The organism is Asticcacaulis sp. AC466, assembly GCF_000495815.1.
Classification (GTDB): domain Bacteria; phylum Pseudomonadota; class Alphaproteobacteria; order Caulobacterales; family Caulobacteraceae; genus Asticcacaulis.
In genome coordinates, this window is sequence record NZ_AWGE01000014.1 from 127,775 (window position 1) to 154,227 (window position 26,453).

General features: G+C 61.6%; 20 protein-coding genes and 1 riboswitch. Of the genes, 12 read left to right on the forward strand and 8 right to left on the reverse strand.

All coding sequences use genetic code 11. The annotated features are described in order from the left end of the window. Positions 1-119 precede the first annotated feature (119 nt). Positions 120-2,339, forward strand: coding sequence for a TonB-dependent receptor (locus AEAC466_RS37030; RefSeq protein ID WP_023458953.1), 2,220 nt, complete (start codon positions 120-122; stop codon positions 2,337-2,339). Next, positions 2,336-3,337, forward strand: a complete 1,002-nt coding sequence (locus tag AEAC466_RS37035; RefSeq protein ID WP_023458954.1) for an alpha/beta hydrolase — start codon at positions 2,336-2,338, stop codon at positions 3,335-3,337. Before AEAC466_RS37030 ends, AEAC466_RS37035 begins: the two co-directional genes overlap by 4 nt. A gap of 6 nt (positions 3,338-3,343) precedes the next feature. Here the strand turns inward: AEAC466_RS37035 and AEAC466_RS37040 are convergent, their stop codons facing one another. From AEAC466_RS37040 to AEAC466_RS37050, 3 genes are all read right to left on the reverse strand, one after another. Then, on the reverse strand, positions 3,344-3,592 hold the full coding sequence (locus AEAC466_RS37040; protein WP_023458955.1) for a DUF2188 domain-containing protein: 249 nt from the start codon (positions 3,590-3,592) through the stop codon (positions 3,344-3,346). Between the two features lie 2 nt (positions 3,593-3,594). Beyond that, on the reverse strand, positions 3,595-5,097 hold the full coding sequence (locus AEAC466_RS37045; protein ID WP_023458956.1) for a phosphomannomutase/phosphoglucomutase: 1,503 nt from the start codon (positions 5,095-5,097) through the stop codon (positions 3,595-3,597). A gap of 126 nt (positions 5,098-5,223) precedes the next feature. Next, the gene (locus AEAC466_RS37050; RefSeq protein WP_023458957.1) at positions 5,224-6,099 is read right to left on the reverse strand and encodes a UTP--glucose-1-phosphate uridylyltransferase; all 876 of its coding nucleotides are present in this window, start codon (positions 6,097-6,099) and stop codon (positions 5,224-5,226) included. Between the two features lie 381 nt (positions 6,100-6,480). Here AEAC466_RS37050 and AEAC466_RS37055 point away from each other — a divergent pair, with 381 nt between their 5' ends. Beyond that, a complete protein-coding gene (locus AEAC466_RS37055) occupies positions 6,481-7,662 on the forward strand; it encodes a glycoside hydrolase family 27 protein (protein WP_052025155.1) in 1,182 nt (393 codons plus the stop codon). A gap of 69 nt (positions 7,663-7,731) precedes the next feature. Here the strand turns inward: AEAC466_RS37055 and AEAC466_RS37060 are convergent, their stop codons facing one another. Then, on the reverse strand, positions 7,732-8,430 hold the full coding sequence (locus tag AEAC466_RS37060) for a FadR/GntR family transcriptional regulator (protein WP_023458959.1): 699 nt from the start codon (positions 8,428-8,430) through the stop codon (positions 7,732-7,734). Positions 8,431-8,679: 249 nt separating this feature from the next. Between AEAC466_RS37060 and AEAC466_RS37065 the strand changes: the two genes are divergently transcribed. From AEAC466_RS37065 to AEAC466_RS37075, 3 genes are all read left to right on the forward strand, one after another. After that, on the forward strand, positions 8,680-10,380 hold the full coding sequence (locus AEAC466_RS37065) for a DUF5597 domain-containing protein (RefSeq protein ID WP_023458960.1): 1,701 nt from the start codon (positions 8,680-8,682) through the stop codon (positions 10,378-10,380). A gap of 142 nt (positions 10,381-10,522) precedes the next feature. Further along, positions 10,523-13,402 (forward strand): glycoside hydrolase family 31 protein, encoded by a 2,880-nt coding sequence (locus AEAC466_RS37070; RefSeq protein WP_023458961.1) that lies wholly within the window; start codon positions 10,523-10,525, stop codon positions 13,400-13,402. A 216-nt stretch (positions 13,403-13,618) separates the two neighbouring features. Beyond that, a complete protein-coding gene (locus AEAC466_RS37075) occupies positions 13,619-14,848 on the forward strand; it encodes an SAM-dependent methyltransferase (protein ID WP_023458962.1) in 1,230 nt (409 codons plus the stop codon). Between the two features lie 18 nt (positions 14,849-14,866). Here the strand turns inward: AEAC466_RS37075 and AEAC466_RS43845 are convergent, their stop codons facing one another. Beyond that, on the reverse strand, positions 14,867-18,055 hold the full coding sequence (locus AEAC466_RS43845) for a hybrid sensor histidine kinase/response regulator (RefSeq protein WP_023458963.1): 3,189 nt from the start codon (positions 18,053-18,055) through the stop codon (positions 14,867-14,869). A gap of 228 nt (positions 18,056-18,283) precedes the next feature. Between AEAC466_RS43845 and AEAC466_RS37080 the strand changes: the two genes are divergently transcribed. The 4 genes from AEAC466_RS37080 to dxs all read left to right on the forward strand — a co-directional run bounded on the left by AEAC466_RS37080 (position 18,284) and on the right by dxs (position 22,141). Next, positions 18,284-18,916: a histidine phosphatase family protein gene (locus AEAC466_RS37080; RefSeq protein WP_235074303.1), complete on the forward strand. Its 633-nt coding sequence runs from the start codon at positions 18,284-18,286 to the stop codon at positions 18,914-18,916. Then, on the forward strand, positions 18,913-19,149 hold the full coding sequence (locus AEAC466_RS37085; protein WP_023458965.1) for an exodeoxyribonuclease VII small subunit: 237 nt from the start codon (positions 18,913-18,915) through the stop codon (positions 19,147-19,149). The genes AEAC466_RS37080 and AEAC466_RS37085 overlap by 4 nt, the downstream gene beginning before the upstream one ends. A 126-nt stretch (positions 19,150-19,275) precedes the next feature. Then, positions 19,276-20,187 carry a polyprenyl synthetase family protein gene (locus AEAC466_RS37090; protein ID WP_023458966.1) on the forward strand — a complete coding sequence of 304 codons (912 nt, stop codon included), beginning with the start codon at positions 19,276-19,278 and terminating at the stop codon, positions 20,185-20,187. Between the two features lie 37 nt (positions 20,188-20,224). Further along, the gene (dxs, locus tag AEAC466_RS37095; protein WP_023458967.1) at positions 20,225-22,141 is read left to right on the forward strand and encodes a 1-deoxy-D-xylulose-5-phosphate synthase; all 1,917 of its coding nucleotides are present in this window, start codon (positions 20,225-20,227) and stop codon (positions 22,139-22,141) included. A gap of 66 nt (positions 22,142-22,207) precedes the next feature. Here dxs and AEAC466_RS37100 read toward each other — a convergent pair whose 3' ends face one another. The 3 genes from AEAC466_RS37100 to AEAC466_RS37110 all read right to left on the reverse strand — a co-directional run bounded on the left by AEAC466_RS37100 (position 22,208) and on the right by AEAC466_RS37110 (position 24,369). Further along, the gene (locus tag AEAC466_RS37100; RefSeq protein WP_023458968.1) at positions 22,208-22,630 is read right to left on the reverse strand and encodes an RcnB family protein; all 423 of its coding nucleotides are present in this window, start codon (positions 22,628-22,630) and stop codon (positions 22,208-22,210) included. 84 nt (positions 22,631-22,714) lie between these two features. Further along, entirely contained in the window at positions 22,715-23,239 is a 525-nt protein-coding gene (locus AEAC466_RS37105) for a DUF1285 domain-containing protein (protein ID WP_023458969.1), read from the reverse strand. Continuing rightward, entirely contained in the window at positions 23,239-24,369 is a 1,131-nt protein-coding gene (locus AEAC466_RS37110) for an alpha/beta hydrolase (protein ID WP_023458970.1), read from the reverse strand. Before AEAC466_RS37110 ends, AEAC466_RS37105 begins: the two co-directional genes overlap by 1 nt. A 357-nt stretch (positions 24,370-24,726) precedes the next feature. On the opposite strand from AEAC466_RS37110, the gene AEAC466_RS37115 reads away from it, so the two are divergent. Together AEAC466_RS37115 and AEAC466_RS37120 are read left to right on the forward strand one after the other, a co-directional pair. Next, positions 24,727-24,930, forward strand: coding sequence for a cold-shock protein (locus AEAC466_RS37115; protein ID WP_023458971.1), 204 nt, complete (start codon positions 24,727-24,729; stop codon positions 24,928-24,930). Positions 24,931-25,102: 172 nt separating this feature from the next. Then, positions 25,103-25,203: riboswitch (yybP-ykoY riboswitch) on the forward strand. Between the two features lie 97 nt (positions 25,204-25,300). Next, positions 25,301-26,323, forward strand: a complete 1,023-nt coding sequence (locus AEAC466_RS37120; protein WP_023458972.1) for a sodium:calcium antiporter — start codon at positions 25,301-25,303, stop codon at positions 26,321-26,323. The last annotated feature ends 130 nt before the right edge of the window (positions 26,324-26,453 follow it).

Here is a 26,453-nt window from a genome sequence, read left to right on the forward strand (position 1 = left end):
ACTTTCCGCTATTTACTCCGTTATCTTTGCACTTGTTGTGACGAGGCACCGGATGTCTCCTGAAGCCCTGACCGCCCATCCATAAGGGCGGCGACACACGGGAAACACAGGGGTAAACCATGCCGAAGCCAAATTCTGCGTCCGCGCGGACGCCACACAAAGCCTGCCTCTATCTCGGCACCGCGCTTGCCGCTTCAATGCTGGCCGCGACCGCCGCGACGGCTCAAACCCAGCCAGAAGCGGCTGTGCCGACCGCTGACAGCCACGATACCGAAGTCGTTGTCGTCACCGCCCAGCGCCGCAGCCAGAAACTGCAGGACGTGCCGCTGGCCGTCACCGCCATCTCGGCGCAAGGCCTGCAAAACCTTCAGGCGCAAACCATCGGCGACATCCAGGGGGTCGTGCCGAACCTGACCCTGCACGAAGGCGACGCTTCGAATGCCGTGGTCTATCTGCGCGGTATCGGTCAGATCGACAGCCTGGCCTTTGCCGATCCAGGCGTCGGCATCTATGTCGATGATGTCTATCTGGGACGTGCGCAGGGCGCCTTCCTCGATGTTTACGATGTCGATCATATCGAAGTGCTGCGCGGGCCGCAGGGTACGCTTTATGGCCGCAACACCATAGGCGGCGCGGTCAAGTTCGTCTCCAAGCCGTTCAGCTCCCATTTCCGCGCCGAGGCCGAGGCTACGGCTGGCAATTACAACGACACCGAATTCCGCGGCAATATCAGCGGTGCGCTCAACGCCTCGGGTACCCTGATGGGCAAGGCCGCCATCGCCTATGCCAAGCGCGACGGCTACTCCGACAACGCCTTTGACGGCCGCAGCGACGGCGACAAGAACCTGCTGGCCGGACGGTTGGCGGTGCAATGGAAGCCCAGCGAGGATTTCAGCCTGTCGCTCAATCTCGACAACAGCCGCGACCATCCGGACACCTCGCGCACCCCGGCGCGCGCCACCGACGTGTTCGGCTATCCGGCCACCAAGTCCGATCCGTTCCAGGTCGACGCCAATTTCAACACTCATAACCGCCTCGACACCAGCGGCGTGTCTGTGGTCGCCGCATGGCACCTCAGTCCTCAGACCGACCTCAAGTCGGTCACCGCCTATCGCCGGATGCGCTATGGTGCGGCGCTCGATCTCGACGCCACGCCGCTCGATATCTTCGGTGTCTTCGATGAGGAAAAGCAGGATCAGTTCAGCCAGGAACTGCAATTTTCCTATACAGGCGATCGCTTCAATTTTGTCAGCGGCGCGTATTATTTCCAGGAACACGACATCACCTATTCCGGCCTCTATGCGCCGGTGATCACGCTGGTGTCCGGCTCGCTCAATGACCAGACCAATTACAGCACCGCCCTTTACGGGCAGGGCACATACAAGCTGACGCCGCGCCTGTCGGTCACGGCGGGCCTGCGCTACACCAATGAAAAGAAGGAATTCGGCCGCACGCAGAAATTCTTTGCCCCGTCCACTACCTACCCGGTGGACTATTCTCTGCCGGGCGCCTTGGCCACCGATGTCAGTGCCAAGCACACCTGGGACTCGCTAACACCGAAGCTTGAGGTCGATTATCACTTCACCGACAACCAGTTGGCCTATGTCAGCGTCAGCAAGGGCTTCAAGAGCGGTGGCTTCGACGGCCGCGCCAATGACAGCGCGGCGGGGGCTATTCCCTACGATCCGGAAAACCTGACTGCCTATGAGGCCGGCCTTAAACTGTCCTGGCCGCGCCAGCGCATTACGCTCAACAGCGCCATCTTCTGGAACGATTACAAGGATTTGCAGCTTTCCAGTTTCGCGGCGGATTCGAGCGGCGGTTTCATCGCTCTGTTCACCAATGCCGGTGCGGCCACCATGCGCGGTGTCGAAATCGAACTGAACGCCCGTCCGGTTCCGGCCCTGACCCTGAGCGCGACGGTCGGCTATCTCGACGGCCACTACGATACCTATATCGGGCCGAACGGCGCCGATATCAGCGATCAGCGCCATCTGGTCAACGCACCGAAATGGGATACGCGCGGCGGCGCCACCTACCGCTTCGACCTCGGCGGCAACGGCTCGCTGACCTTGATCGGCGATATCTCCTATCGCAGTAAGGCCTATACCACCGTATCGAGCAGTGAGATCGTGGCGCAGCAGGCCTATACACTGGTCAATGCCGCCGTGCGCTGGGAATCGCCTGATGCCGGTTACTATGTGCAGCTGGGCGCCAAGAACCTGACCGACCGGCGCTACATAACCCAGGCCTTCGACTTGTCCGACTCGCTGGGCTATCAACTGGCCTATTATGGCGATCCGCGCACGATCCGTCTGAGCCTTGGGGTAAAGATGTGAGTGGGCCGTTCGTCGACGAAGACACGGCGGCGTTGCTGACCGAGATGGCGCAGGCCTTTGCCGGTGCGCCTGCCGACCCGACGGTCGAGGAACGCCGCGCCGGACTGGCCTACGTTGCCGATCTGTATGGTCCGGTCACGTCGTCCGAAGCCCTGTCAGCGATGACGGTCGAGGACATCATGATCGCCGGGCCTGGCGGGCGGCTTCCTCTGCGCCTTTATTATCCTCCCCGGACGGCGCAGGGGAGGTCTCAGGTCCGGCCTGCGGTGGTGGTGCATATCCACGGCGGCGGCTGGGTACTCGGCGATCCCGATTCCTACGGAAAAGTTTGCGCGGCCTATTGCGCGGCGGGCGGTTTCATCCTGATCGACGTCAACTATCGCCGCGCGCCGGAGCACGTCTTCCCGGCGGCCATAGACGACTGCGTGGCGGCACTGGACTGGGCGGCGAAGAATGCCCGCAGATTGGGCGGCGACCCGTCGCGTCTGATCGTCACCGGCGACAGCGCCGGTGGCAATTTGGCGGCGGCCGCTTGTCTGAAAACGAAGGCAAGGCTGGCACTGCAGGTGCTGGTCTATCCCGTGATCAGCGCCCGTGCCTCGGCTGATTACAAGTCGCGCGGCGCGTTGGGCGACGGCCGCTATTTCCTGCGGGAATTCGATATCAAGCGCGCCGAAACGGAATATCTGCCCGATCCGTCCTATGGCGAAGAGATGATGGCCTCGCCGATCGTCGCGCCGGTTGAGCGCCTGCGCCGGGTGCCGCCGGCGCTGATCATCACCGCCAGCCTCGATCCGCTGCGTGACGAGGCGATTGCCTACGCTGCGCGGTTGGAGGCCGCTGGTGTCAATGTCCGGCACGAAGAAGCGCAGGGCACCATCCACGGCTTTGTCCTGTTCGCCGGGTGGATTGCCGCCGGACGCAAGGCTATAGACACGATTGCGCGGGCCGTTGCCGAAGCCGTGCCGGTCCGGCAGAGCGGCTGGTTCGGGGGCTGACGGCCGTCAGTCTTCGACCGACGTCTCCGGACGGTCTTCACCGTGGGCAAGTTCATTGTGCCAGACACCGTTGGCGTCTTCGTAGGAGATGCCGGTGTCGCTGCCCGGCGCCGTTTGTTCGCGGGCGGCGGTGCGGGCCGCCGCCAGGGCCAGGTCATGGCTGGCGAAGGTTTCGGAATAGGTATCGCCGGCCTTGTAAGCCCAGCCGCCGTCGTGTTGGACGACCGTATAAACCACCTTCAGATCTTCTGACATGCTTAGATCTCCTGATTGTAGTCGGTGATTTCCGAATATTTGGCCAGGCGCGGCTTCACTTCCTTGCGGAACAGGTCGCGCATGTCGTCTTCGGAGCGCAGGGATTCGACCACGACCACCAGTTCAGGCTTGTTGCTCGATGCGCGCACCAGCACCCACGAGCCGTCTTCGAGGTGGACACGCGCGCCGTTGACCGTAATGACCTCGGTCACCTTGCGGCCCAGGATCGAACCGCCGGCAGCCAGCAGGTCTTCGTATTCCTTTACGATCTTTTCCAGGATCTGGTACTTCACTTCGTCGGCGCAGTGCGGCGACATGGTGAGCGAGGTATAGGCGACGGGCAGGGCGTCCTTCAGTTCCGACAGGGTCTTGCCCGGATTGCGGTCGAGCATGGCCAGGATGGCTTCGGCAGCCTTCAGGCCGTCGTCATAGCCGCGGCCGATCGGCGGGGCCAGGAAGAAGTGGCCCGACTTTTCGAACCCGGCCAGGGCTTTCAGTTCGTCGGTCTTGCGCTTGATATAGGAGTGGCCGGTCTTCCAGTAGACCGTCTTGGCGCCGTTCTTTTTCAGCACTTCGTCGGTGGCGTAGAGGCCGGTCGATTTGACGTCGACCACGAAGGTCGCGTTCTTGTAGATTTCCGACAGGTCGCGCGCCAGCATCAGGCCGATCTTGTCGGCGAAGATTTCCTGGCCCGTATTGTCGACCACGCCGCAGCGGTCGCCGTCGCCATCAAAGCCCAGGGCCAGGTCGGCATTGTGCTCCTTGACCGCCTTGGCCATGTCGAGCAGCATTTCGTGGTCTTCGGGGTTCGGATTGTATTTCGGGAAGGTCGAGTCGAGATTGGTGTCGAGCTCGATCACCTCGGCGCCCATGGCACGCAGGGTTTGCGGCGCGAAGGCGCCCGCCGTGCCGTTGCCGCAGGCGCAGACGACCTTAAGCTTGCGCTTCAGTTGCAGTTTCGACGAGATGTCGTCCATGTAGCGTTGCTGTACGCCTTCGACGCGGGTCAGCTTGCCGCCCGGCCGTTCAACGCCCAGGCCGCCCATGACGATTTCCTTCAGGCGGGTCATTTCTTCGGGGCCGAAAGTCAGCGGCGCCTGGCAGCCCATCTTGACGCCGGTCCAGCCATTGTCATTGTGCGAGGCGGTGACCATGGCGACGCAGGGCGCGTCCTGATCGAATTGGGCGAAATAGGCGATGGGCGACAGGCACAGGCCGATATCGATGACTTCGATGCCCGCCTGCATCAGGCCGATGATCAGGGCATTCTTGATATTGGTGGAATAGGAACGGAAATCGTGGCCGGTGACGAGCTTCGGCGTTACGCCGCGCTCATGGATATAGGTGCCGAGGCCCAGACCCAGGGCCTGAATGCCGAGCAGGTTGATTTCCTTGCCGAAAACCCAGCGCGCGTCATATTCGCGGAAGCCCGTCGGCTTAACCAGCACCTCGGTTTCAAATTCGTAGGTGTTTTCGGGAATGGAGACCTTGGGAAGCATGGGCATTGGGCAGTAGTCCTCGGATGTGTTTTCGGCATACGCGATAGCTGGCTATGCCATGCCGGAAAGTAAAAATGCAGTGGCTTTTGTCAAGGCCGCCCGCCGTTTAGGCAGGCGGCCCGGGGACGCAGGCTATTGGAAGAAGGGGAGAAGCGCGGCGCGGGCGGCGTCCTTCAGTTCGGGATTTTTCAGCGCCAGGCCGACATTGGCGCGCAGCAGGCCGATCTTGTCGCCGCAATCATAGGTCACGCCGTCATATTCCAGCGCATGGAAGCTTTGGGTTTCCATCAGGCGGAACATGGAGTCGGTCAACTGGATTTCGTTGCCGGCGCCCTTTTCCTGAGACGCCAGAAGCGCGAAGATTTCCGGTTGCAGGATATAGCGACCCGACACGATCAGGTTGGACGGCGCAGTGCCCTTGGCCGGCTTTTCGACCATGCCGGACATCCGGTTCAGACGGCCATCCTGGCCTTCGAGGGCGACGACGCCGTATTGGTGGGTCTGATCGTGGGGCACGGGCTCGACGACAATGATATTGCCGCCGACCTGGTCGTAGGCGTCGATGGCTTGCTTGGTGGCCGACACTTCGGCATCCATCACCATGTCGGGCAGGATGACGGCGAAGGGTTCGTCGCCAATGATGTCACGGGCGCACCACACGGCGTGGCCCAGGCCCAGTGGTTGCATCTGGCGCACGAAGCTCATTTCGCCGGCCTTGGGCAGTTCCTTGAGCAATTGGTCCAGAATGGCAGTCTTGCCCTTGGCGGCCAGTTGGGCTTCCAATTCGACCTGATGGTCGAAATAGTCCTCGATGGCGCCCTTGGCGCGGCCGGTGACGAAGACGAAGTGCTCAATGCCGGCGGCACGCGCCTCTTCGACAACATAGGCCAGAATTGGCCGGTCAACGACGACCAGCAATTCTTTTGGAATGACCTTGGTGCCGGGAAGGACGCGGGTGCCGAGACCGGCTACGGGAATGACGGCTTTACGAACGCGCTTTTTTGACAAAAGAACCTCAGGAATGAAAAGTTTGGTCTCGGATACGCGAGAAAAAATACAGGTTGCTTCCCTTGCCGTCGAACTCCGCCCTGGCTGCAAGGTTAGTGTGCAGTTGCGAAAACGGCAAGCGGAACGGCGAAAAAATAGGCCTATGTCATTAAAATTTATTTCAGAGATAACGCTATTCTGAAGAAAAAGACAAAAAAACCACACCTCGGTGAACGCATGAGCTAATTCATAATGCAAATTTATTTATTCGTCGCAATGGATTGTCAGGCATGGAATTGTGTTATTTATTAGCGCAAAGACCGGTGACGTACACCGGCCAAAGAGGGAGCGAATAGAATGAGATTAAAGGACGCGATTATCGCGGTCGCCGCCGTGCTGCTGATGCCCGTGACGCTGATGTCCGGCATGTTGGGCGGGCAGGCGCAGGCGCACGAAACCCTGCAACTGGATGCACCGAAGCCGCCTTTGGCCCTGACGCCGCCGATGGGGTGGAATTCGTGGAACAAGTTCGGGTGCAATATCGATGAAGGCAAGATTCGCGCGGTGGCTGACGCCATGGCGGCGTCAGGCATGAAAGATGCCGGGTATCAGTATGTCGTCATCGACGACTGCTGGCAAAAGGACCGCGCCGCCGACGGCACGATCCAGGCCGATCCCGAACGCTTCCCGTCTGGCATCAAGGCGCTTGCCGACTATATCCATTCGAAGGGGCTCAAGTTCGGCATCTATTCCGATGCGGGGGTGAAGACCTGTGGCGGCCGTCCCGGATCGGCCGGTTATGAATTTCAGGATGCGCGCACCTATGCCGCCTGGGGCGTGGACTATCTCAAATACGACTGGTGCAATACCGGCACGCGCAATGCCGAAGCCGCCTATACCTTGATGGCCAAGGCGCTGCGCCAATCTGGCCGCGATATTCTGCTCAGCATCTGTGAGTGGGGCGACAACAAGCCGCGCGAATGGGCCGCCAAGCCAGGGCACCAGTGGCGCACGACCGGCGATATCCGCGATTCCTGGGACAAGGACGAAGGCTATAGTCATTCCTTCCTGTGGATTCTCGACCAAAATGCCGACCTGTGGATGGATTCCGGCCCCAATCACTGGAACGATCCGGACATGCTGGAGGTCGGCAATGGCGGGATGACCGATACCGAATACCGGTCGCATTTCTCGCTGTGGGCCATGCTGGCAGCGCCGCTGATCGCGGGTAACGACCTGTCGAACATGACCCCGGAAACCCTGGCCATACTGACCAATCGCGATGTCATTGCGGTCGATCAGGACCCGTTGGGCCAGCAGGGCCGCCGCTTGGTCAAGGATGGCGATTTCGAGGTCTGGGTGCGTCCGCTCAAGGGTGGCGACCGGGCTGTGGTGTTGTTCAACCGTTCCGGCGAGGCGAAGACGATGGCGGTCGATTGGGAGACCCTGCAATTACCGGCGGGGATGAAGGCCACGGTTCGTGACCTGTGGTCCAAGGCGGTCAAAACAAACGTCAAGGGCAGCTATGGCGCAAACGTGCCGTCGCACGGCGTGGTGATGGTGCGGATCACACCGACGGTGTAACCGGTGCGGATAAGGCAAGACGGGCGCCGATCTGGTTCGACCGGGTTGGCGCCTTATACGGCCTGAACCTTAAGCCGCCTGGACCTTTCCGATCAGGTTGACCGATTCAACCAGTATGGCCTCGGATGAGCGCCGCGCGGTATCGGCGTCACCCTTTTCGATGGCGACCAGAATGGATTGGTGCGCCTGGATGTCGGCCATGTGGCCGGCAATCTTGTTGGTCAACTGGATCGACAGGTTGAGCGCATTGGTGATCAGCGGCTTGAGACGCCAGAAGAAGGGATTGCCCGACGCCTTCAGGATGGCGACATGGAAGTCGATATCGGCCTTGAGCGCCAGATCGGGCTGGCCGGCATGGTCGATCATGGCCTGGAGGCCTTCGCGAATGCTGGCTATGGCTGGCCGGTCCTGGTTTTCGGCGGCCAGGGCGGCGGCGGCGGGTTCGATGGCGAGGCGCATCTGGGCGAATTCGAGGAAAATCTTGTTGGAGTAGGGGCGCTCCATCAGCCAGCGCAGTACGTCCGGATCGAGCAGGTTCCAGTTTTCGACCGGTTCGACGCGCGTACCCTGACGCTGACGCGAACTGATCAGGCCCTTGGCCGACAGCATTTTCACGGCTTCGCGCATGACGGTTCGGCTGGCGCCGAACTTCACGCACAACTCGGCCTCGGTGGGGAAGCCTGTCTTGTCGAATTCCCCGGTGACGATGGATTGGCCGAGCGTCGCGAGAAGCCCGTAGGCGAGGCTGACGCCGAGTTCGGATCGCATGCAATTGCTTTCTTGAAGTCTGTCTATATCCCTGAGGCACGCTGTGTCCTTTTGGGGATTCGGCGCGCCTGACCAAACCTTACAGAAAAAAATACTATTTAAAAACCAGATTCGTGAATTGACGCTTGCCGCTTCATCTGGCCCCATTGTATGTAAATTTTACAGATGAGTATCGATTTTATAGATGACTGTCCATTTGTCCCTAAAACGGGCTAAGGTTAAGGACAGCGGGACACAGGAAGGGGTACTATGACACAATCAAGGCGCAATGCAGGTTCGAAACTGGCTTTGGTAGCGCTATCACTTATATCGCCTCTGGCGCTTCTGGCCTCAGGGGCAGCCGGAGCCAAGACGCCCGTCAAGGCGTCAACGGCGACCTCGCCCATTCCCCATCTGGTGCAGACGGATGGCAAATACGCCCTGATAGTCGATGGCGCGCCGTTTCTGGTTCTGGGCGGGCAGGCCAATAATTCCAGCAACTACCCCGGCGCCTTGTCCAAGGTGTGGCCGGCGATCAAGGACATGCACGCCAACACCCTGACCATGCCGGTGTCGTGGGAGCAGGTCGAGCCGGTCGAAGGCAAGTTCGATTTCAGCTTTGTCGATACCCTGGTCAAGGAAGCGCGCGAGAACAAGGTGCGTCTGGTCATTCTGTGGTTCGGCACCTGGAAGAACACCGGTCCGAGCTATACACCGTCTTGGGTCAAGCTCGACAACAAGCGGTTTCCGCGTTTGACGAACAAGGATGGAACCACCTCATACGCCCTGTCGCCGCTCTACGACACGACGCGCGAGGCGGACAAGCGCGCCTATGTCGAACTGGTCAAGCATATCAAGGCCATAGACGGCGACCGTCACACCGTCATCATGCTCCAGCCGGAGAACGAGGTTGGCGTCTATCGCACGGCGCGCGATTATTCGCCGAAGGCCGATGCCTTGATGGCGCAGCCCGTGCCGCAAGCCCTGCTGACCCGTTACAAAAAGTCGCCGGGTAACTGGAATCAGGTGTTCGGCAAGGACGCTGACGAATATTTCCATGCCTGGTCGATTGCCCGCTATGTCGATGATATCGTGGCGGCGGGCGACGCCGTCTATCCGTTGCCGACCTATGTCAATGCCGCGCTGAAAGACCCGCTCAATCCCGATCAGACTCCGGGCTCCTACGCATCGGGCGGGCCGGTCTACAGCGTCATGGACGTGTGGAAGGTGGCCGCCCCGCATATCGAAATTCTGGCGCCGGATCTGTATTCGCCCGGTTCGCAAAGCTATGAGGCAACGCTCAGCCAGTACGCCCGCGCCGACAATCCGCTCTATGTTGCCGAAAGCGGCAATAAGCCGATCTATGCGCGCTATCTCTTTTCGGTGCTGGGGCGTCAGGGCGTCGGGTTCGATCCGTTCGGTTTCGACTATACCGGCTACGCCAACTATCCGCTGGGCGCCAAGGTGTTCGACGCCGACGCGGTGAAGCCGTTCGCCACCCTGTACAAGCTGTTCGGCGGCATGGACCGCGAATGGGCGAAGCTCAGCTATGAAAGCCAGGTGTGGGGCGTGTCGGAGCCTGACGATCATTCGGCCCAGTCGCTCGATCTGGGCAAGGCGTGGTCGGCCAAGGTGACCTATCGCCAATGGCAGTTCGGGCTGCCCGAATGGGACCCGGAAAACAAGAACGGCTATCCGGACGGATCGGATGTGCCGAGCGGCGGCGTGGCCGTGGCGAAGCTGAGCGACAACGAATTTCTGGTGACGGGGCTTAATGCGCGCATCACCTTCGATACCGGTGAGGCCAATAAGGCCCGGGGCTTTGTACTGGACCGCGTCGAGCAGGGCCATTTCGAAGCGGGTAAATGGGTCATGGAGTATGTGTGGAACGGTGACCAGACCGATTACGGACTGAACTTCACTGGCGCGCCGGTGGTGCTTAAGGTGCGTCTGGGGACCTATGAGAAGTAGTATGGAAATGTAATCAAGATGCCCCACCACCGCATCTAGGCAGCACGCTGCCGTCGTGCGGTCCCCCTTCCCACCACAGGTGGGGAGGTGCAGTTAATTGGGGTTTTTGACGTCACATAGAACAATAAGAGGGAAAGTTGAGATGAAAACAGCAAAGATTTGGGCGACGGTATCGGTGTTGGCCCTGGTGATGTCGGCGGGCGCGGCCCTGGCCGGGACCTATGAAAAGACCGCGACGGGCATTGTCGTCAAGCCGGATACGGGCGCGGCCAAGGAGATACGCCTTGAGGTCATGAGCGACGCGATCATTCATGTCCTGGCGGTCGACGATCCGGCGCGCCAGCAGATGCCGTCCCTGATGACGGTGGCCCAGCCGGGCGGTTCGTTCACTGTCTCCGAAACGAAAAACGCCGTGACGCTCAAGGCAGCCAAGGCCTCGGCGGTGGTGTCGCTGCAATCGGGGCTGGTGACTTTCTATGACGCGGCGGGCAAGCCGGTCCTGACCGAAACGCGCGCCGCCATCACGCCGGTGACGATCGAAGGCCAGCCCTTCGTCGCCACCCACGCCCAGTTCAACACCGGCACGCGCGAAAGCTTTTACGGCCTGGGCCAGCACCAGAACGCCCAGATGGACATGAATGGCGAAGACGTCCTTCTGTCGCAGCACAATATGGACGTGGCGATTCCGTTTGTGGTGTCGGACAAGAATTACGGCGTGTTGTGGGACAATAATTCGATCACGCGCTGGGGAAATCCGACGCCTTACGCCCTGTTCAGCCGCGATCTGAAGCTGACGGCCGAGGACGGCAGTCAGGGCCTGACCGCCAAATACTATGTCGATGGCAAGCTGGTTTTGACGCGTGTCGAAACCGATATCCGCTATCAATATCTGAAAGACGTCGCCGCCAACTGGCCGACCGATCCGGCGTTGAGCAAGGCCGCGACGCAAGGTAAGACGGTCCTTGTCGTGTGGGACGGCACTATGACGTCGGACGTGGCGGGCGTGCATAAGATGCAGCTCTATTCGTCGGACTATGCCGACCTGACCCTGGACGGCAAAAAGGTCCTGAGCGTCTGGCGCCAGGGCTGGAACCCGTGGTATCACAATTTCGAGCAGACCTTCGCAAAGGGCAAGCCGGTCAAGTTCCATCTCGAATGGAAGCCGTCGGGCGGCATGGTTGCCGTCACGCACAACAACCCGCAATCGTCGGCCGACCAGCATTCGCTGCAATTTTCGTCCGAGGCAGGGACCGGGCTCAACTACTATTTCATTGCGTCGGACAGCATCGATGGCGTGATCGGCGGTTACCGCCACCTGACCGGCCAGGCGCCGATGATGCCGAAATGGGCCTATGGCTTCTGGCAGTCCCGCCAGCGCTACGAGACGCAGGACCAGCTTCTGGACGTGCTCAAGACCTATCGCGATATGAAGATCCCGATCGACAACATGGTGCAGGACTGGTTCTACTGGCCGGAAGACCAGTGGGGCAGCCACGATTTCGATCCCAAGCGCTTCCCCAATCCACAAAAGATGGTCGATGAGGTGCACGCCCAGCACGCCCACATCATGATTTCGATCTGGGGCAAGTTCTACGCCAATACCGACAACTACAAGGCCTTCGAAAAGAAGGGCTATATGTGGACGAAGAATGTCGAAGAGGGCGAACTCGACTGGGTGGGCAAGGGCTATCTCAACAGCCACTATTCGCCCTATAATCAGGAAGCGCGCGACATGTACTATAAGTCGCTGCACGACAAGCTGGTCGTGAAGGGCTTCGACGCGTGGTGGATGGACAATACCGAGCCGGATGTGCGCTCCAATACCTCGCCGGAGGATTTCGCCGCCCTGATCACCCCGACCCAGATGGGGCCTGGGGCCATCGTCCACAACGCCTATGCGCTGATGAACACCAAGGCCATGTATGACGGCCTGGTCAAGGACCAGCCGGATACGCGCCAATTCATCCTGACCCGCTCAGGCTTTGCCGGCGTGCAGCGCAATGCCGCCGCCGTGTGGTCGGGCGATACGGTCGGCCGCTGGAACAACCTGTACGACCAGATCGCCGCCGGGGTGAACTTCTCGATGTCGGGCGTGCCGAACTGGACGCACGATATCGGCGGCTACGCCCAGGAAACACGCTTCCAGGGCACGGATGTCGGCGGCTTGCAGGAAAACCGCGCCGCCGGTGGGACGGGTACGGCGGAAGACATGCGGGAATGGCGTGAGATGAATCTGCGCTGGTTCCAGTTTGGGGCCTTCTCGCCTCTGTTCCGTTCGCACGGCGAAGGCGTGAAGCGCGAAATCTTCATCATCGCGCCCGAAGGCTCGGACATGCGCGACAACATGGTGTGGTACGACAAGCTGCGTTACCGCCTGATGCCGTATATCTACGCCACCGCGTCGGACACCTATCACGCGTCGGGCACCATCATGCGCGGCTTCGCCATGGACTTCCCGAACGACGACAAGGGCAAGAATATCAAGGACGAATACATGTTCGGCAAGGCCTTCCTGGTCGCGCCGGTGTATGAGTACAAGGCCCGTTCGCGCGCCGTCTACCTGCCTGCCGGGGCCGACTGGTACGACTTCTATACCGGCGCCAAGGTCAAGGGCGGTCAGAGCGTAACGGTCGCCGCACCGGTTACGCAGATGCCGCTGTTCGTCAAGGCGGGTTCGGTGGTGCCGATGGGGCCGGTGACGCAATATGTCGATGAAAAGCCCGATGCGCCGCTGACCCTGACCGTCTATACCGGCGCCGACGGATCGTTCAGCCTGTACGAAGACGACGGGGTGTCCAACGGGTATACGCGCGGCGAATTCAGCCGTATTCCGCTGGTCTATAACGAAAAGACTGGCGAACTGAGCATCGGCGCGCGCACCGGCAGCTATCCCGGCATGGTCGCCAACCGCGTCTTCCGCGTTCGCTTCGTCCAGCCGGGCGTATCGACGAGTGCGGCCTTTGACGATTTCGACACCGAAGTCGCCTATTCCGGCGCGGCGGTTATGGTAAAGCGGCCCTGATCCGGCCTGGGGAAGGCGCCGCCCCGTTTCTGCTCTTTACCGGGCGGGGACGGGGCGGCGCCAGCCCGTCCCCTTTGCTTTTTTCTATTTTTTGCCTATTGTTTTTGCCTATTGTTTTTTGATTGGCGGGTTCCATATCTGAATCGTGTGGCCGGGTCATCCACCCGGCGCGGCGTACCGTACAAGAGTCATAACTCTCAACGAAAGGCCTCGTTCATGACCACCCAGACCACCGCTATCGACGACCTCAAGGGCCAGCCGTTCACGGTGCGCAAGGGCGTGGAGACGCTGCGAAAGGTTTGGGAATTCGGCGAGATGGATATCGTCATGCCCAATGGCGGTCAGATGCGGTTGTCGGGCAAGCAGCCCGGCCCGCGCGCCACCTTGCTGGTCAAGGACTTCAACTTCATGAAGCGGGTGCTGGCGTCCGGCGATATCGGCTTTTGCGATGGCTATAAGGAAGGGGAGTGGGATACGCCCGACCTGGCGACCCTGCTGGAAGTGCTGACGCTCAACAGCGAAAAGCTGGGTCAGCTGTTCACCGGCAATTTCATCACCCGCACCGTCAACAACATCCTGCACGCCTTTCGCAAGAACACCAAGCAGGGGTCGAAACGCAATATCTTCGATCACTACGACCTGGGCAACAGCTTCTATAACCAGTGGCTGGACCCGACCATGACCTATTCGTCAGCCCTGTTCGAAGGCGACCGGCTGGCCGAGCATAAGGACCTGAGCGCGGCCCAGACGGCGAAATACGCCAAGCTGGCCAAGCTGGTCGATCTCAAGCCGGGTCAGCACGTGCTGGAAATCGGCTGCGGCTGGGGCGGGTTTGCGCAATATGCGGCGGAAACCATCGGCGCGCGCGTCACCGGCGTCACCATCTCCCAGGCGCAACATGATTATGCCGTCGAGCGCATGAAGCGGCTGGGCCTGGATGACAAGGTAGAGATCGTCATGATGGACTACCGCGACATCACGGGCCAATATGACGCCGTGGTGTCGATCGAGATGTTCGAGGCGGTGGGCGAAAGCTATTGGCACACCTATTTCACCAAGCTGCATGACGTCCTGAAAAAGGGCGGCAAGGCGGGCTTGCAGATCATCACCATCGCTGACGATATGTTCGACGATTACAAGTCGCGGGCCGACTTCATCCAGAAATATGTCTTCCCCGGCGGTATGCTGCCATCGGCGCAGAAGTTGCTGGAACAAACGCAAGGTGCCGGGCTTAAGCTGATGTCCAATTTCAAGTTCGGTCAGGACTATGCCGAGACTCTGAAACAATGGGGGCAGCGGTTCGAGACGGCGTGGAAGGAAGGCCGTATTACCGGCTTCGATGCCCATTTCCGTAAGCTATGGCTGTTCTATCTGGCTTATTGCGAGGCGGGCTTCCGCACCGAACGCACCAATGTCGTGCATCTTCAGTTGCAGCGCGGCGAATAGGGGCCGAAATAGGACAGATCAGGTGGCGTCGAGCAGGGCGCGGACGCGCGCGGCCAGCTCGTCGATGGTGAACGGCTTGCCGATCAGCTCGACGCCCTTGTCCACCACGCCGTTATGGACCACGGCATTGCGGGTGTAGCCGGTGGTGTAGAGCACCTTCAGACCCGGATAGAGCCTCAGCGCCTCATCGACCAGCTTGCGGCCATTGGTGTCCGGCATGACGATATCGGTGAACAGCATGACGACATCGGGATTGGCGCGCAGCATCTGCAGGGCTGTCGCCGCCCCCTCGGCCTGGAGCACGCGATAGCCCAGGTCTTCGAGCGCGTCGGCGCTGAACTGGCGCACGGCGTCCTCGTCATCGACCACCAGTATGACTTCGCGGTGGTCGCCTGACAAAGCAGCGCTCTGGTCTGTGTCGCGGTCGGCGGCCGTGTCGGTGTCGCCGGCGCGCGGCAGATAGATCTTGATCGTCGTGCCATGGCCAACTTCCGAATAGATCTTGATATGGCCGCCCGACTGCTTGACGAAGCCGTAGACCTGGCTGAGCCCAAGGCCTGTGCCCTTGCCCACGGCCTTGGTGGTGAAGAATGGGTCGAAAGCCTTGGCGATCACTTCGGCCGGCATCCCCGATCCGGTGTCGGTGACGGCGATCATGACATATTGGCCGGCCGGGACGCCCAGTTCGGAGGAGACGTAGCGGGCGTCGAGGTGCGCGTTCTGGGTTTCGATGGTCAGCTTGCCGCCGTCAGGCATGGCGTCGCGCGCATTGACCGACAGGTTGAGGATGACGTTTTCAAGCTGGTTCGGGTCCACCTCGATGCGCCAGGCACCGCCGGCGAGGACGGCTTCCAGCTGGATGTCGGCGCCGATCGAGTGGCGCAGAAGGTCCGACATGCCGGCGACCAGACGGTTGGGATCGAGGCATTCCGGTTGCAGCGGCTGCTGGCGCGAGAAGGCGAGCAGGCGATGGGTCAGGTTGGCGGCGCGCTTGGCCGCGTCGGCCGCCGCTTGGACATAATGGCGGGCGCGGGCGTCTTCCAGGCTGACGCGGCGGTTGAGCAGGTCGAGCGAGCCCATGACCACGGCCAGCATATTGTTGAAATCGTGGGCGATGCCGCCGGTGAGCTGGCCCACCGCTTCCATCTTCTGCGACTGGCGCAGCTGTTCTTCGAGGCGGCGTTTATCCGTCATGTCCACGCCAATGCCGATGCGGCGGACGGGGTGGCCGTTTTCGAAATAGGTATTGCCGCGCGACAGCACCCAGCGGACCGAGCCGTCGGGATGGACGATGCGGTATTCCAGCTCCAGTTCGCCCGCGTTTTGCAGGCCGGCCGCCATGGTGGCGCGCAGGGCGATCATGTCTTCCGGATGGACATTGGCCAGAAAGGCCTCACGCCGCAGGCCGGTCTTGCCCGCGCCGGGGGGCAGGGCGTAGACGGCAGCGACGGACTCGTCGAAGAAGAAGGTGTCGCTGGCCACGTCGAACGTCCAGGCGCCGATGCCGTCAACCGCGCCCAGCGCCAGGCGGACGAAGTCGCGCGTGTCGTTGAGCTCCGACTTCTGCGCTTCGATGTCGGTATTGGTGCCGATCCAGGTCGAAATCTTGCCCGTTGGCGTATGCAGCGGGACCGCGCGAACCAGATGCCAGCGATAAGCGCCGTCGGCGCGGCGGATGCGAAACTGAGTCTCATAGGTCACGCCGGCTTGCACGGCGTCGATCCAGTCTGAAGCGGCGACGGTCACATCGTCGGGGTGGACGATATCGGCCCATTTCCCGCCGTCCAGGTCGCCCGGTTGCGCGCCGCTATAGGCGTAGACCTGATCGTTAAACCAGTCGAGCGTGCCGTCGGGATTTGCCGCCCAGACATGGTTGGGCATGGCCTGGGCCAGGAGGCGAAACTGCGCTTCTCGGGCGGCCAGGGCGGCTTCGGCTTCGACGCGGTCGATCAGTTCGCGCGTCCGTTCGGCGACGGCTTCCATGAACGCGATCTCGTCGGCGGCCCAGGGGCGGGGATGGCGTGAATTGAGGTAGACAATGGTGCGCAGGCGGTCGCCGCGCAGGAAGGGCACGACCAGTATCGCCCGGGTGTCGACTTGGCTGGCGGTCTCGCGTGTGCGGTTTTCGTCGCTGAGCGTGTCGGCGAACAGGTCGTTGACCACGACCGTTTGCCCTGCGTTCAGCCGCGCCACGATCTTTTCGCCGAACGCCTTGGCCCGGTAGTCGCCCAGAAGGGGCGGCACCGTGCCGTCCGTCCAGCATACCGTATAGGTGAAGACGTCTGCCACCGGATCGAACTGGCCAAAGCCGACACGCGATACGCTGAAATGGCGTCCCATGAGGGCACAGGCGGCTTCGAGCGCCTCTGCGGTATTGCCGCTGCGCAGAAGATCGGTGAGTTCCAACAGCACGGCCTGGCGCGCTTCGCCCCGTTTGCGCGCGGTGATATCGATGGCGGTGCCGACGGCGCGGACGCACTGGCCGTTTTGGTCAAAAATACCCTTACCCTTGGCCGCGACCCAGCGTACGCGCTGGTCCTGGCGGGCAATTGTGCGAAATTCGACGTCGTAGGTGGACCGCGTCTGGCTATCGAGCGCCGCCAGGAACGCCACGGCCGTATTGGCCAGATCGTCCGGATGCAGCCCGGCGTAGAAATCATCCATGCTGACCGGTGTGCCCGCCGGTACGCCGAACATGATGCGCGTGCGATCCGACCAGGTGAGGACCTGGGTGGTCATGTCGAGGTCCCATGTGCCGATTTCGGCCGCATCGGTGGCCAGCCGCAACGATTCCTCGCTCAGGGTCAGGCGGCTTTCGGCCATTCGGCGTTCGGTGATGTCACGGATAAAGCCGATGAAGGCGGCATCTCCGCCGGCGGGGGCAGCGACGATGGACAACTCGATGGGAAATTCGTGGCCGTCGCGGTGCAGGGCGGTGATTTCGATGCGCCGGCCCAAGACATGCGCCGTGCCCGTTTCGGCGAAGCGTTGCATCCCCAGGCGATGGCCGTCGCGGTGGGCCGATGGGACGATCAATTCCCCCAGGGACCGGCCCAAGGCCTCCGTCTCGCTCCAGCCGAAGATCTCGGTGGCCAGGCGGTTCCAGGCAACGATGTCGCCTTCAGCGTCGATGACCACGACGGCATCCAGCACCTGATTCATCAACGCTTCAACCGTGCGCGCGCTGATTTCTAGTGAATAGGGCAAAGGAGCGACCCTGAGGTTCTGGGCGGTTTATGGAAAGCCACAGTTGTTTCTGAAATCGTCGCAAAAAGCAATCGAAACCGAGGTGCGCGCCAGCCGCGCCGAAAGGAGGAAACCACGGGAGGCAGCACAAAAAACTTGCCCGTCACCTGTAAGGACGTTACCTACGGCCTTAATGAAATGGCCAAAGGCGAATCTTGCGTTTCGGGATTCTGCCGGTTTGGGGGTCTGTTGCGCGACACGAATACGATGGATAAGGGAAAGACGGCCGCCGGGACTATCGGCGCGATTACCCTTGTCCGCCATGGCGAGCCCAATCTGTCGCGGCGGGTCAAGTTCGACTGGCGTGGCTATGAAGCGTGGTGGGCCAAATACGATCAGGCCGGGCTGCTGGCCGGACAGACGCCGCCGCCGCTGCTGCACGATTTCGCGCGTGAGGCCCGCTACATCTATTCTTCCACCCTGCGACGCTCCGTAGAGACGGCGCGCGCCGTGTGCGGTGACCGCGCGTTCGAATCGCTGGACATGCTGATCGAAGCGCCGCTGCCGCCGCCGCATTTTCCCTCCTTCATCAAGCTGTCGCCCAATTCCTGGGGATGGGGCTTCATGGCGCGGGTGTGGTGGTGGTATTTCAACGTCCATCAAGGACAGGAAAGCCGGGACCAGGCCAAGACACGCGCGCGGGCCGCAGCGGAGTTCCTTATGGACCGGGCGCGCGAAGGGGGCGACGTGCTGGTTCTGGCCCACGGCTTTTTCAATTTGATGATCAGTATTGAACTGAAGAAAATGGGCTATATAAAGGCTCTGGAGCAGGGGTTCAAATACTGGGGTTGCCGCCGCTACGAAGTCAGGACACGATCATGAGCGAAACCACTGAACTCTCCTTCGAAGATGCGTTGAAGCAGCTCGAAAAGATCGTCACCGAACTGGAATCCGGTCAGGCGCCGCTGGAAAAATCATTGGAACTGTATCAGGAAGGCGCACGCCTGAAGGCCCTGTGCGAGGCGCGGCTGGAAGCGGCGCGCCTGCAGGTCGAAAAGATTTCGCTCAACAAGGCCGGCGCCGTCGAAGGCGTGGCGCCTGCCGAGTTCTCTTAAGGTCGCTCAAACGCCGCGAGGCTTACCTCGCATAAGCTCGGGCGCCCGATTTTTTTTAGAAATTGCCGCCCTTGCCGGGTTTCGAAGCCGAAATCCGGAAAACACCAAAACAGGAGCCGTCTCATCTTGACCCCCGTCGCCGCCAATTCCGATTTGCCGCCGCTGATGGCGCGCATGGCCGAAACGGCCGATCTGGTGACGATGGCGCTGGATGAATTGCTGCCGCGCGGCGAAGGGCCGGAGGCCCGCCTGACCGAAGCCATGCGCTATGCGGCACTGGGCCCCGGCAAGCGGTTGCGCCCCTTCTTCGCGCTGGAGGCCGCGCGCCTGTTTGACGCCGAGGAAAACGCCGTGTTGCGCGCCGCCTGCGCGCTGGAATGCATCCACGCCTATTCGCTCATCCATGACGACCTGCCGTGCATGGACGATGACGATATCCGCCGCGGGCAGTTGACCGTTCACCGCGCCTATGACGAGGCGACCGCCGTCCTGGCCGGCGATGCGCTACAAAGCGTCGCCTTTGAAATCCTGGCCTCGGAAGACACGCACGAAGACCCGCAGGTCCGCGTTGACCTGATCCGTATGTTGGCCCAGGCATCGGGCGCGCAAGGCATGGCGGGCGGCCAGATGATCGACCTGATTGGCGTGTCGGACGATCTGGGCGGGGTGGCGCGAATGCAGCGGCTGAAGACCGGCGCGCTGATCGTTTATGCCTTCCAGATACCGCTGATCATCGCCGATGCGCCTGAAAAGGACGGCATGGCCCTGATGCATTTTGCCCAGGATCTGGGACTGGCCTACCAGATTGCCGACGACCTGCTTGACGTCGAAGGCGATCCCGATTTGTTGGGCAAGGGGGCGGGTGGCAAGGATGCCGCCAAGGGCAAGACGAATTTCGTCACCCTGCTTGGACTGGACGAGGCGAAAAGCCGTGTACAGATTTTATCGGAGCAGGCCAAATCCCGTCTTGATATTTTCGGCGCAAGGGCGCGATACTTGCGCGAAAGTGTTGACTTCGTACTTAATCGGCGCAACTGAGACTGCCGTTACGCCAGCAACCGGTTGCGTTTATTGAATGCCTGAAACCCCTATACTCGATACGCTTGTCCAACCCGAGCATATCCGCGATCTCACCCCCGTGCAGGTCAAGGCCTTGGCCGACGAAGTGCGCGCCGAAACCATTGACGTGGTGTCGAAGATCGGCGGCCATCTCGGCTCGGCGCTTGGCGTGGTCGAACTGACCGTCGCCCTGCACCATGTGTTCGAGACGCCGAAGGATATCCTGATCTGGGATGTCGGGCATCAATGCTATCCGCACAAGATCCTGACCGGGCGGCGCGACCGCATCCGTACCCTGCGCCAGGGCGGCGGCCTGTCGGGTTTCACCAAGCGCAGCGAAAGCGTCTACGATCCGTTCGGTGCGGCCCACGCGGCGACCTCGATTTCCGCCGCGCTCGGCTTTTGCGCCGCGCGTGACCAGAAGGGCGAACATAATAAGGTCATCGCCGTGATCGGCGACGGATCGATGTCGGCGGGCATGGCGTATGAGGCGATGAACAACGCCGCCGAAACGACGCGCAACCTGACCGTCATCCTCAACGACAATGACATGTCGATTGCGCCGCCGGTCGGCGGGATGAGCGCATACCTGGCCAATCTGGTGTCGGGCGGGGCCTATCAGGCCGTTCGCCGCTGGGGCAAGAGCGTCGCCGAGCGGCTGCCGCGCTCCATCTTCGAGCTGGTGCGCAAGAGCGAAGAATTTTCCCGCACCTATGTCACGGGCGGCACCTTCTTCGAGGAATTGGGCTTCTACTATGTCGGGCCGATCGACGGCCATAACATGGAGCACCTGCTGACCGTCCTGACGCGCGTGCGCGAAATCAATGACCGTCCGGTGCTGGTCCATGTCGTGACGCAAAAGGGCAAGGGCTACGCGCCCGCCGAAACGTCGCCGGACAAGTATCACGGCGTTGCCAAGTTCGACGTCATCACCGGCGAACAATCAAAGCCCAAGGCCAATGCGCCCAGCTATACCGACGTCTTCGCCTCCGAACTGATCAAGCAGGCGCGGGTCGATGACCGCATCGTCGCCATTACCGCCGCCATGCCTTCGGGCACGGGGCTCGACCGTTTCGCCGAAGTCTTCCCGGCGCGCTGCTACGATGTCGGCATCGCCGAACAGCACGCGGTGACGTTTGCGGCGGGGCTGGCGGCCGATGGCATGAAGCCGTTTTGCACCATCTATTCGACCTTCCTGCAACGCGGCTACGACCAGGTGGCGCACGATGTCAGCCTGCAAAACCTGCCGGTGCGCTTCGCGCTCGACCGGGCCGGGCTGGTGGGTGCCGACGGGGCGACCCATGCGGGCAGCTTCGATATCGGGTATCTGGGCGCCTTGCCGAACATGATGATCATGGCGGCGGCCGACGAAGCCGAATTAGCAGCCATGATCGCCACGGCCACGGCCTATAACGACGGCCCGTCCGCCTTCCGCTATCCGCGCGGCGAAGCGACCGGCGTGGCCATCCCGGAAATGGCCAGTCCTCTGGCCATCGGCAAGGGCCGCATCCTGCGTGAAGGCTCCAAGATCGCCATTCTGTCGCTGGGCACACGTCTGGCCGATGCGCTCAAGGCCGCCGACATGCTGGCGGCGCGCGGCCTGTCGACCACGGTGGCCGATGCCCGTTTCGCCAAGCCGATCGACAAGGAATTGGTGCTGCAACTGGCGCGCCATCACGAATGCCTCATCACGGTCGAAGAAGGCGCGGTCGGCGGGTTCGGTGCGTTTGTCCTGCATTACCTGGCGGGCGAAGGCGCGCTGGATGCCGGGCTCAAGGTCCGCACCCTGACCTTGCCCGACATCTATCAGGATCAGAACAGTCAGGCGAACCAGTATGCCGAAGCGGGCCTGGATGCCGCCGGTATTGCCTTGACGGCGCTCAAGGCGCTGGGCCTGGACGATAAGGTCGCGGCCAAGATGGTCAAGGGCTGAAACCCCAAGGCTGAACCTCTAGGCAAAAACGGCGCCCCGTGAGAGGCGCCGTTTCCATATATGTGTTTAGTTGCTGTTGAGGATCACCGAAGCGATCAGGCCGGTGGCCACGGCGGCGAGGACATAGTTGTTGTCGACGCGACGCCATTCATAGCCATACGGCGGGCGGCGCAGATGATGGTGGCGATAGTCTACGACGTACCCACGATGCCAGTCGACATAGGAGACATAGCCGCCGCGGCGCCAGTCGGACCGGTCGCGCCAGCCATTGTGGTAGCCGCGACTACGGCCGTCCCGGTATCCATCGCGATAGGCGTCGCGGCGGTCATAACGGTCATGTCGGTCATAACGATCGTGGCGATCACGATGGTCGTAACGTTCGTGGCGATCATAACGATCATGATCGCGCGGGTCTGCTGAGGCAACGCTGCCGAACGCCAGTGTGCCGGCGAGAACAGCGAGGGCCGTAGATGTCAAAAAGCGTTTCATGGCGATTTCCTTTTCTTAATCACCCCCAATGACGATAACTATATGACCCGTCGCCTGAACCGTGCATGAACGCGGTCGTCAGGTTTAAACTGCGGTTTCCGCTGGGGAAATGGGAAAGAAAACACCACCGGCGCGCACACCGAACCAGCCGTCTTCGACATGGGCCAGATCGGCCAGATCGCGGGCGAGGTCACGCGACAGACGCGCCTCCAGGCCGCCACGGACATGGACATAGGGACGAAAGCCGTCCGCGCCGGTGTCGAAGCGCAGGGCGTTATCCGGTCCGACGACGACAATGTCGCCGACATTTGTGCGAAAGGTGAGGGGCGCGGTCTCAGTCATTTCGACGGCGATGAAGGGCGTGTCTTCGACACGGATGCCGACCTTTTCGACCGGCGTCACCAGGAAAAAGGCGTCTGCGTCGCGGCGCAGGATGCGGCTGAACAATTGTACCATGGCGTGCCGCGCGATTGGCGTGCCGTTGTAATGCCAGGTGCCGTCGTGCCGGATCACCATGTCGATATCGCCGCAGAATGGGGGATGCCAGGTATCGACCGGCGGCGGACCGGCCTGAACCGTCATATCGTCATAGAGGCGCGACAGGTCCATCACGCCACCGCCGCATCGCTGCCGGTTTCTGCCTCTGGCCCTGCCTCTCCTTGGCCCGACCGCAGCAACTCGACCCAGGTTTCGGCGATGTCATCGGTGGCTTGCGCGGCTGCATCGACCACGGCCGCGAACAGGTCGAAGCCGAGCGGCAGGGTGTCGTAGCGGCGATAGACGGTCTGGACGCGGGCTGCCATCAGGCGCTGAACCAGGGCTTCAGCCTGATCGGCCAGAGGGTCGAGACCGGCGGACACGACGAAGCTGCGCGGCTGGCCCACCAGAAGTGGCTCCAGCGCCGGTGACAGGCGCGGATCGGTCAGGCTGGCGCCACCGCCGGCATAATGTCCGATCAACAGGTCGATATCCGCGCTCGACAGCGGCCACAGGCCAAGCGCCGCATTGGCCGCGATGCGCGTATCGCTGAGGTCGGCCAGGGGCGTGACGAGCAGTTGCGCCACGGGTGCGGGCTTGAAATCGCGGCGCAGGTCCAGGCCGACGCGCAGGGCGAGCCCTGCGCCGGTCAGTATGCCGCCGATGGCGACCCGGCCCGACGGTGCGCCAAGGCGCACGGCATTGGCCTGGGCCCAGTCGAAGGCGGCGCGGGCGTCATCGAGCGCGGCGGGGAAGCGGTGCACGGGCGCCAGCCTGTATTCGGGCAGGAAGACCGGGCAGCGGGCTTGGTGCGCCAGCCGGACAGCAAAGGCGCGGCTGAGGTCCGGGCCGCCCAACACACCGCCGCCCTGATGAAAGAAGACGAGGAGCGGGGCGTCTTCGGACACCCGCATCGGCCGGATCAGCAGGCCGCGCGGAATGGTCCCGGCGGCCGCCCCTTCGCCGCCGATGGTTTCGAATCTTACGCGTATATCAGCGGGGAGGCCGAACAGGGCGGCGGCGTCCTGCCACTCCTGGCGCGCGGTTTCCAGACTCTTGGCGGTCAGGCTGAGCCCCGTGCGGCCGGAGGTCTGGCTGTACAGGCTGCGCCACAGGCATTGAATCTGGGGATCCAGGGTGCGGCCCGCGACGTGAACCACCCCACCGCCCGACACGAACCGCAACACCGCCGCCGGCAGGGACAGGGCGTGTTTCAGCAGCCAGGTGTTGAGGAAGCGGGTATCGAAGGCGGGCAGGCGCATGGAAAAGGCTCGGCGAAAACGCAAGGCGGGGGGACGGATGTAGCACCTTTCGCGCCCGGAACGCAGCGGGGAGCGATAAATAATCTCGCAAACTGCAGCATTTTGATCAAATTTCCGGTAAAATACACGTCAGATTCGCCAATTGCGGCACATTTCTGTTTGACCGTTTAAAAAACCTGCGGCTTAATATCTCCACAATCCGTTAGTCTGGCTGCCTACGCTAAAGGGATTTGAAGGGGTTCGGCGCCCGCGCCGCATGCCGTTCAGTCTCGCCCGCTGCTACCGAGATACACGATTGTCTTGTGGGGGGTAAAAGCCTCACGCCTCGTAACAGCTCGAGACCCAAGGAGAGCGCACATGGCCGAAGGTACGGTCAAATGGTTTAACACCACCAAGGGCTACGGTTTCATCCAGCCCTCAGAAGGCGGCAACGACGTCTTCGTTCACATTTCCGCTGTTCAACGCGCCGGCCTGCAAGGCCTGGCCGACGGCCAGAAGGTATCTTACGAGTTGCAGAACGAGCGCGGCAAGACCGCTGCGGTCGACATTCAGCTTCTGTAAGATCGCATCTTAAGGCATTGCGGTCTTCGGACCGTTATACTGACTGGAAAAGCGCAGGTGGCGTAAGGCCGCTCTGCGCTTTTTTCATGCCCAATCCGGGCCTGTTTTTCAGGTTCATCTTCAAATATGGCGCGTCAGGGATTGCGGCAGGGGCGAAATCATGCATAACGGAGACACTGTCATTGGGGAGTAGCCGCCGTCGTTCGCGACGGGCACGCGTCAACACACTTGGACCCGCAGGTTCATGGCGCAGGCACTGACGATTTCGTCAGCAGGCAAGACCTTTGGTCAGGGATGCGACACCTTCGCCGGGTGAGCCGTATCTTTGCGCCATTGGTTTTTTTAGCTTGCCCGGCCCGTGAATGACACCATGCTCCTGACTATCGCCCTTTTCCTGGGCTCGGCCGCCGCGATCTATTTCGCGTGTGAGTATTTCGTGAACAGCGTCGAATGGTTTGGCAAACGCCTCAATCTGGGCGCCACCGCCGTCGGCACCGTCCTGGCCGCCTTCGGCACCGCCTTGCCGGAAAGTGCCGTTACCTTCACCGCCGTCGCCTTCGGCCAGACGGCCCAGCAAAAGGACATCGGCGTCGGCGCCGCCATGGGCGGTCCGCTGGTCCTGGCCACCGTCGCCTATGGCGTGGTCGGGCTGGCGCTTTGGCTCAATAAACGCAAGTTACGGCGGGCCGATCACGGCGTCGATGTCGATGGCGCGGGACTGGCGCGCGATCAGCTGTCTTTCCTGGCCATCTTCGTGGTCAAGGTGGCGCTCGGTCTGTTTGCCTTCACCATCAAGCCGTGGCTCGGCCTTTTGTTCCTGGCCGCCTACGCCCTCTATGTCTGGCGCGAGATCAATAGCGGCGAAAGCAGCGCCGAGGAAGACGATCTGGAGCCGTTGAAAATCCGACCAGGGAACCCCAGCCTGGCCTGGGCCGGGTTGCAGGCCGGTCTGGCGCTTGGCGTCATCGCCTTTGCCTCTCATCTGTTTGTCGGCCAGCTTGAGGCCATCGGCCATTTTGCCGGTTTGTCGCCGCACATCGTTGCCCTGTTGCTGAGCCCCGTGGCGACCGAGCTGCCGGAAATCATGAACGCCATCATCTGGGTCCGTCAGGGCAAGGAGCGGCTGGCGCTTGCCAATATTTCCGGCGCCATGATGATCCAGGCGACCATACCGTCGGCGCTCGGCCTGTTCTTTACGCCGTGGCGATTTGATGGGACGCTTCTGGTTTCGGGCCTGATCACGGGGCTGGCCATCATCGTGCTGTGGAGCGTGTTCCGTCTCAACAAGGCGAAGGTCGATAGCCGGTGGCTGGCGGCGATCGGCTTGCTCTATGGTCTGTTTGTGGCGTGGATGGTCTTCGCGCCGCAAGCCCTGCGGACGTTTCAGTTTTAGGCTACAGCAAGACGCCCCACCCCCACATCTCAACGCTGCGCGTTTCGTGCGGTCCCCCTCCCCAAGCAAGTTGGGGAGGTGCAAGACATAGGACCTCCCCATCTATGATGGGGAGGGGGACCGCGCCCGA

Bases quoted from the DNA above. Each gene is read 5' to 3' on its own strand.
- AEAC466_RS37030 (WP_023458953.1), top strand. From the start codon at position 120: ATGCCGAAGCCAAATTCTGCGTCCGCGCGGACGCCACACAAAGCCTGC.
- AEAC466_RS37040 (WP_023458955.1), bottom strand. From the start codon at position 3,592: ATGTCAGAAGATCTGAAGGTGGTTTATACGGTCGTCCAACACGACGGC.
- AEAC466_RS37045 (WP_023458956.1), bottom strand. From the start codon at position 5,097: ATGCCCATGCTTCCCAAGGTCTCCATTCCCGAAAACACCTACGAATTT.
- AEAC466_RS37055 (WP_052025155.1), top strand. From the start codon at position 6,481: ATGCCCGTGACGCTGATGTCCGGCATGTTGGGCGGGCAGGCGCAGGCG.
- AEAC466_RS37060 (WP_023458959.1), bottom strand. From the start codon at position 8,430: ATGCGATCCGAACTCGGCGTCAGCCTCGCCTACGGGCTTCTCGCGACG.
- AEAC466_RS37065 (WP_023458960.1), top strand. From the start codon at position 8,680: ATGACACAATCAAGGCGCAATGCAGGTTCGAAACTGGCTTTGGTAGCG.
- AEAC466_RS37070 (WP_023458961.1), top strand. From the start codon at position 10,523: ATGAAAACAGCAAAGATTTGGGCGACGGTATCGGTGTTGGCCCTGGTG.
- AEAC466_RS37075 (WP_023458962.1), top strand. From the start codon at position 13,619: ATGACCACCCAGACCACCGCTATCGACGACCTCAAGGGCCAGCCGTTC.
- AEAC466_RS37085 (WP_023458965.1), top strand. From the start codon at position 18,913: ATGAGCGAAACCACTGAACTCTCCTTCGAAGATGCGTTGAAGCAGCTC.
- dxs (WP_023458967.1), top strand. From the start codon at position 20,225: ATGCCTGAAACCCCTATACTCGATACGCTTGTCCAACCCGAGCATATC.
- AEAC466_RS37100 (WP_023458968.1), bottom strand. From the start codon at position 22,630: ATGAAACGCTTTTTGACATCTACGGCCCTCGCTGTTCTCGCCGGCACA.
- AEAC466_RS37105 (WP_023458969.1), bottom strand. From the start codon at position 23,239: ATGGACCTGTCGCGCCTCTATGACGATATGACGGTTCAGGCCGGTCCG.
- AEAC466_RS37110 (WP_023458970.1), bottom strand. From the start codon at position 24,369: ATGCGCCTGCCCGCCTTCGATACCCGCTTCCTCAACACCTGGCTGCTG.
- AEAC466_RS37115 (WP_023458971.1), top strand. From the start codon at position 24,727: ATGGCCGAAGGTACGGTCAAATGGTTTAACACCACCAAGGGCTACGGT.
- AEAC466_RS37120 (WP_023458972.1), top strand. From the start codon at position 25,301: ATGCTCCTGACTATCGCCCTTTTCCTGGGCTCGGCCGCCGCGATCTAT.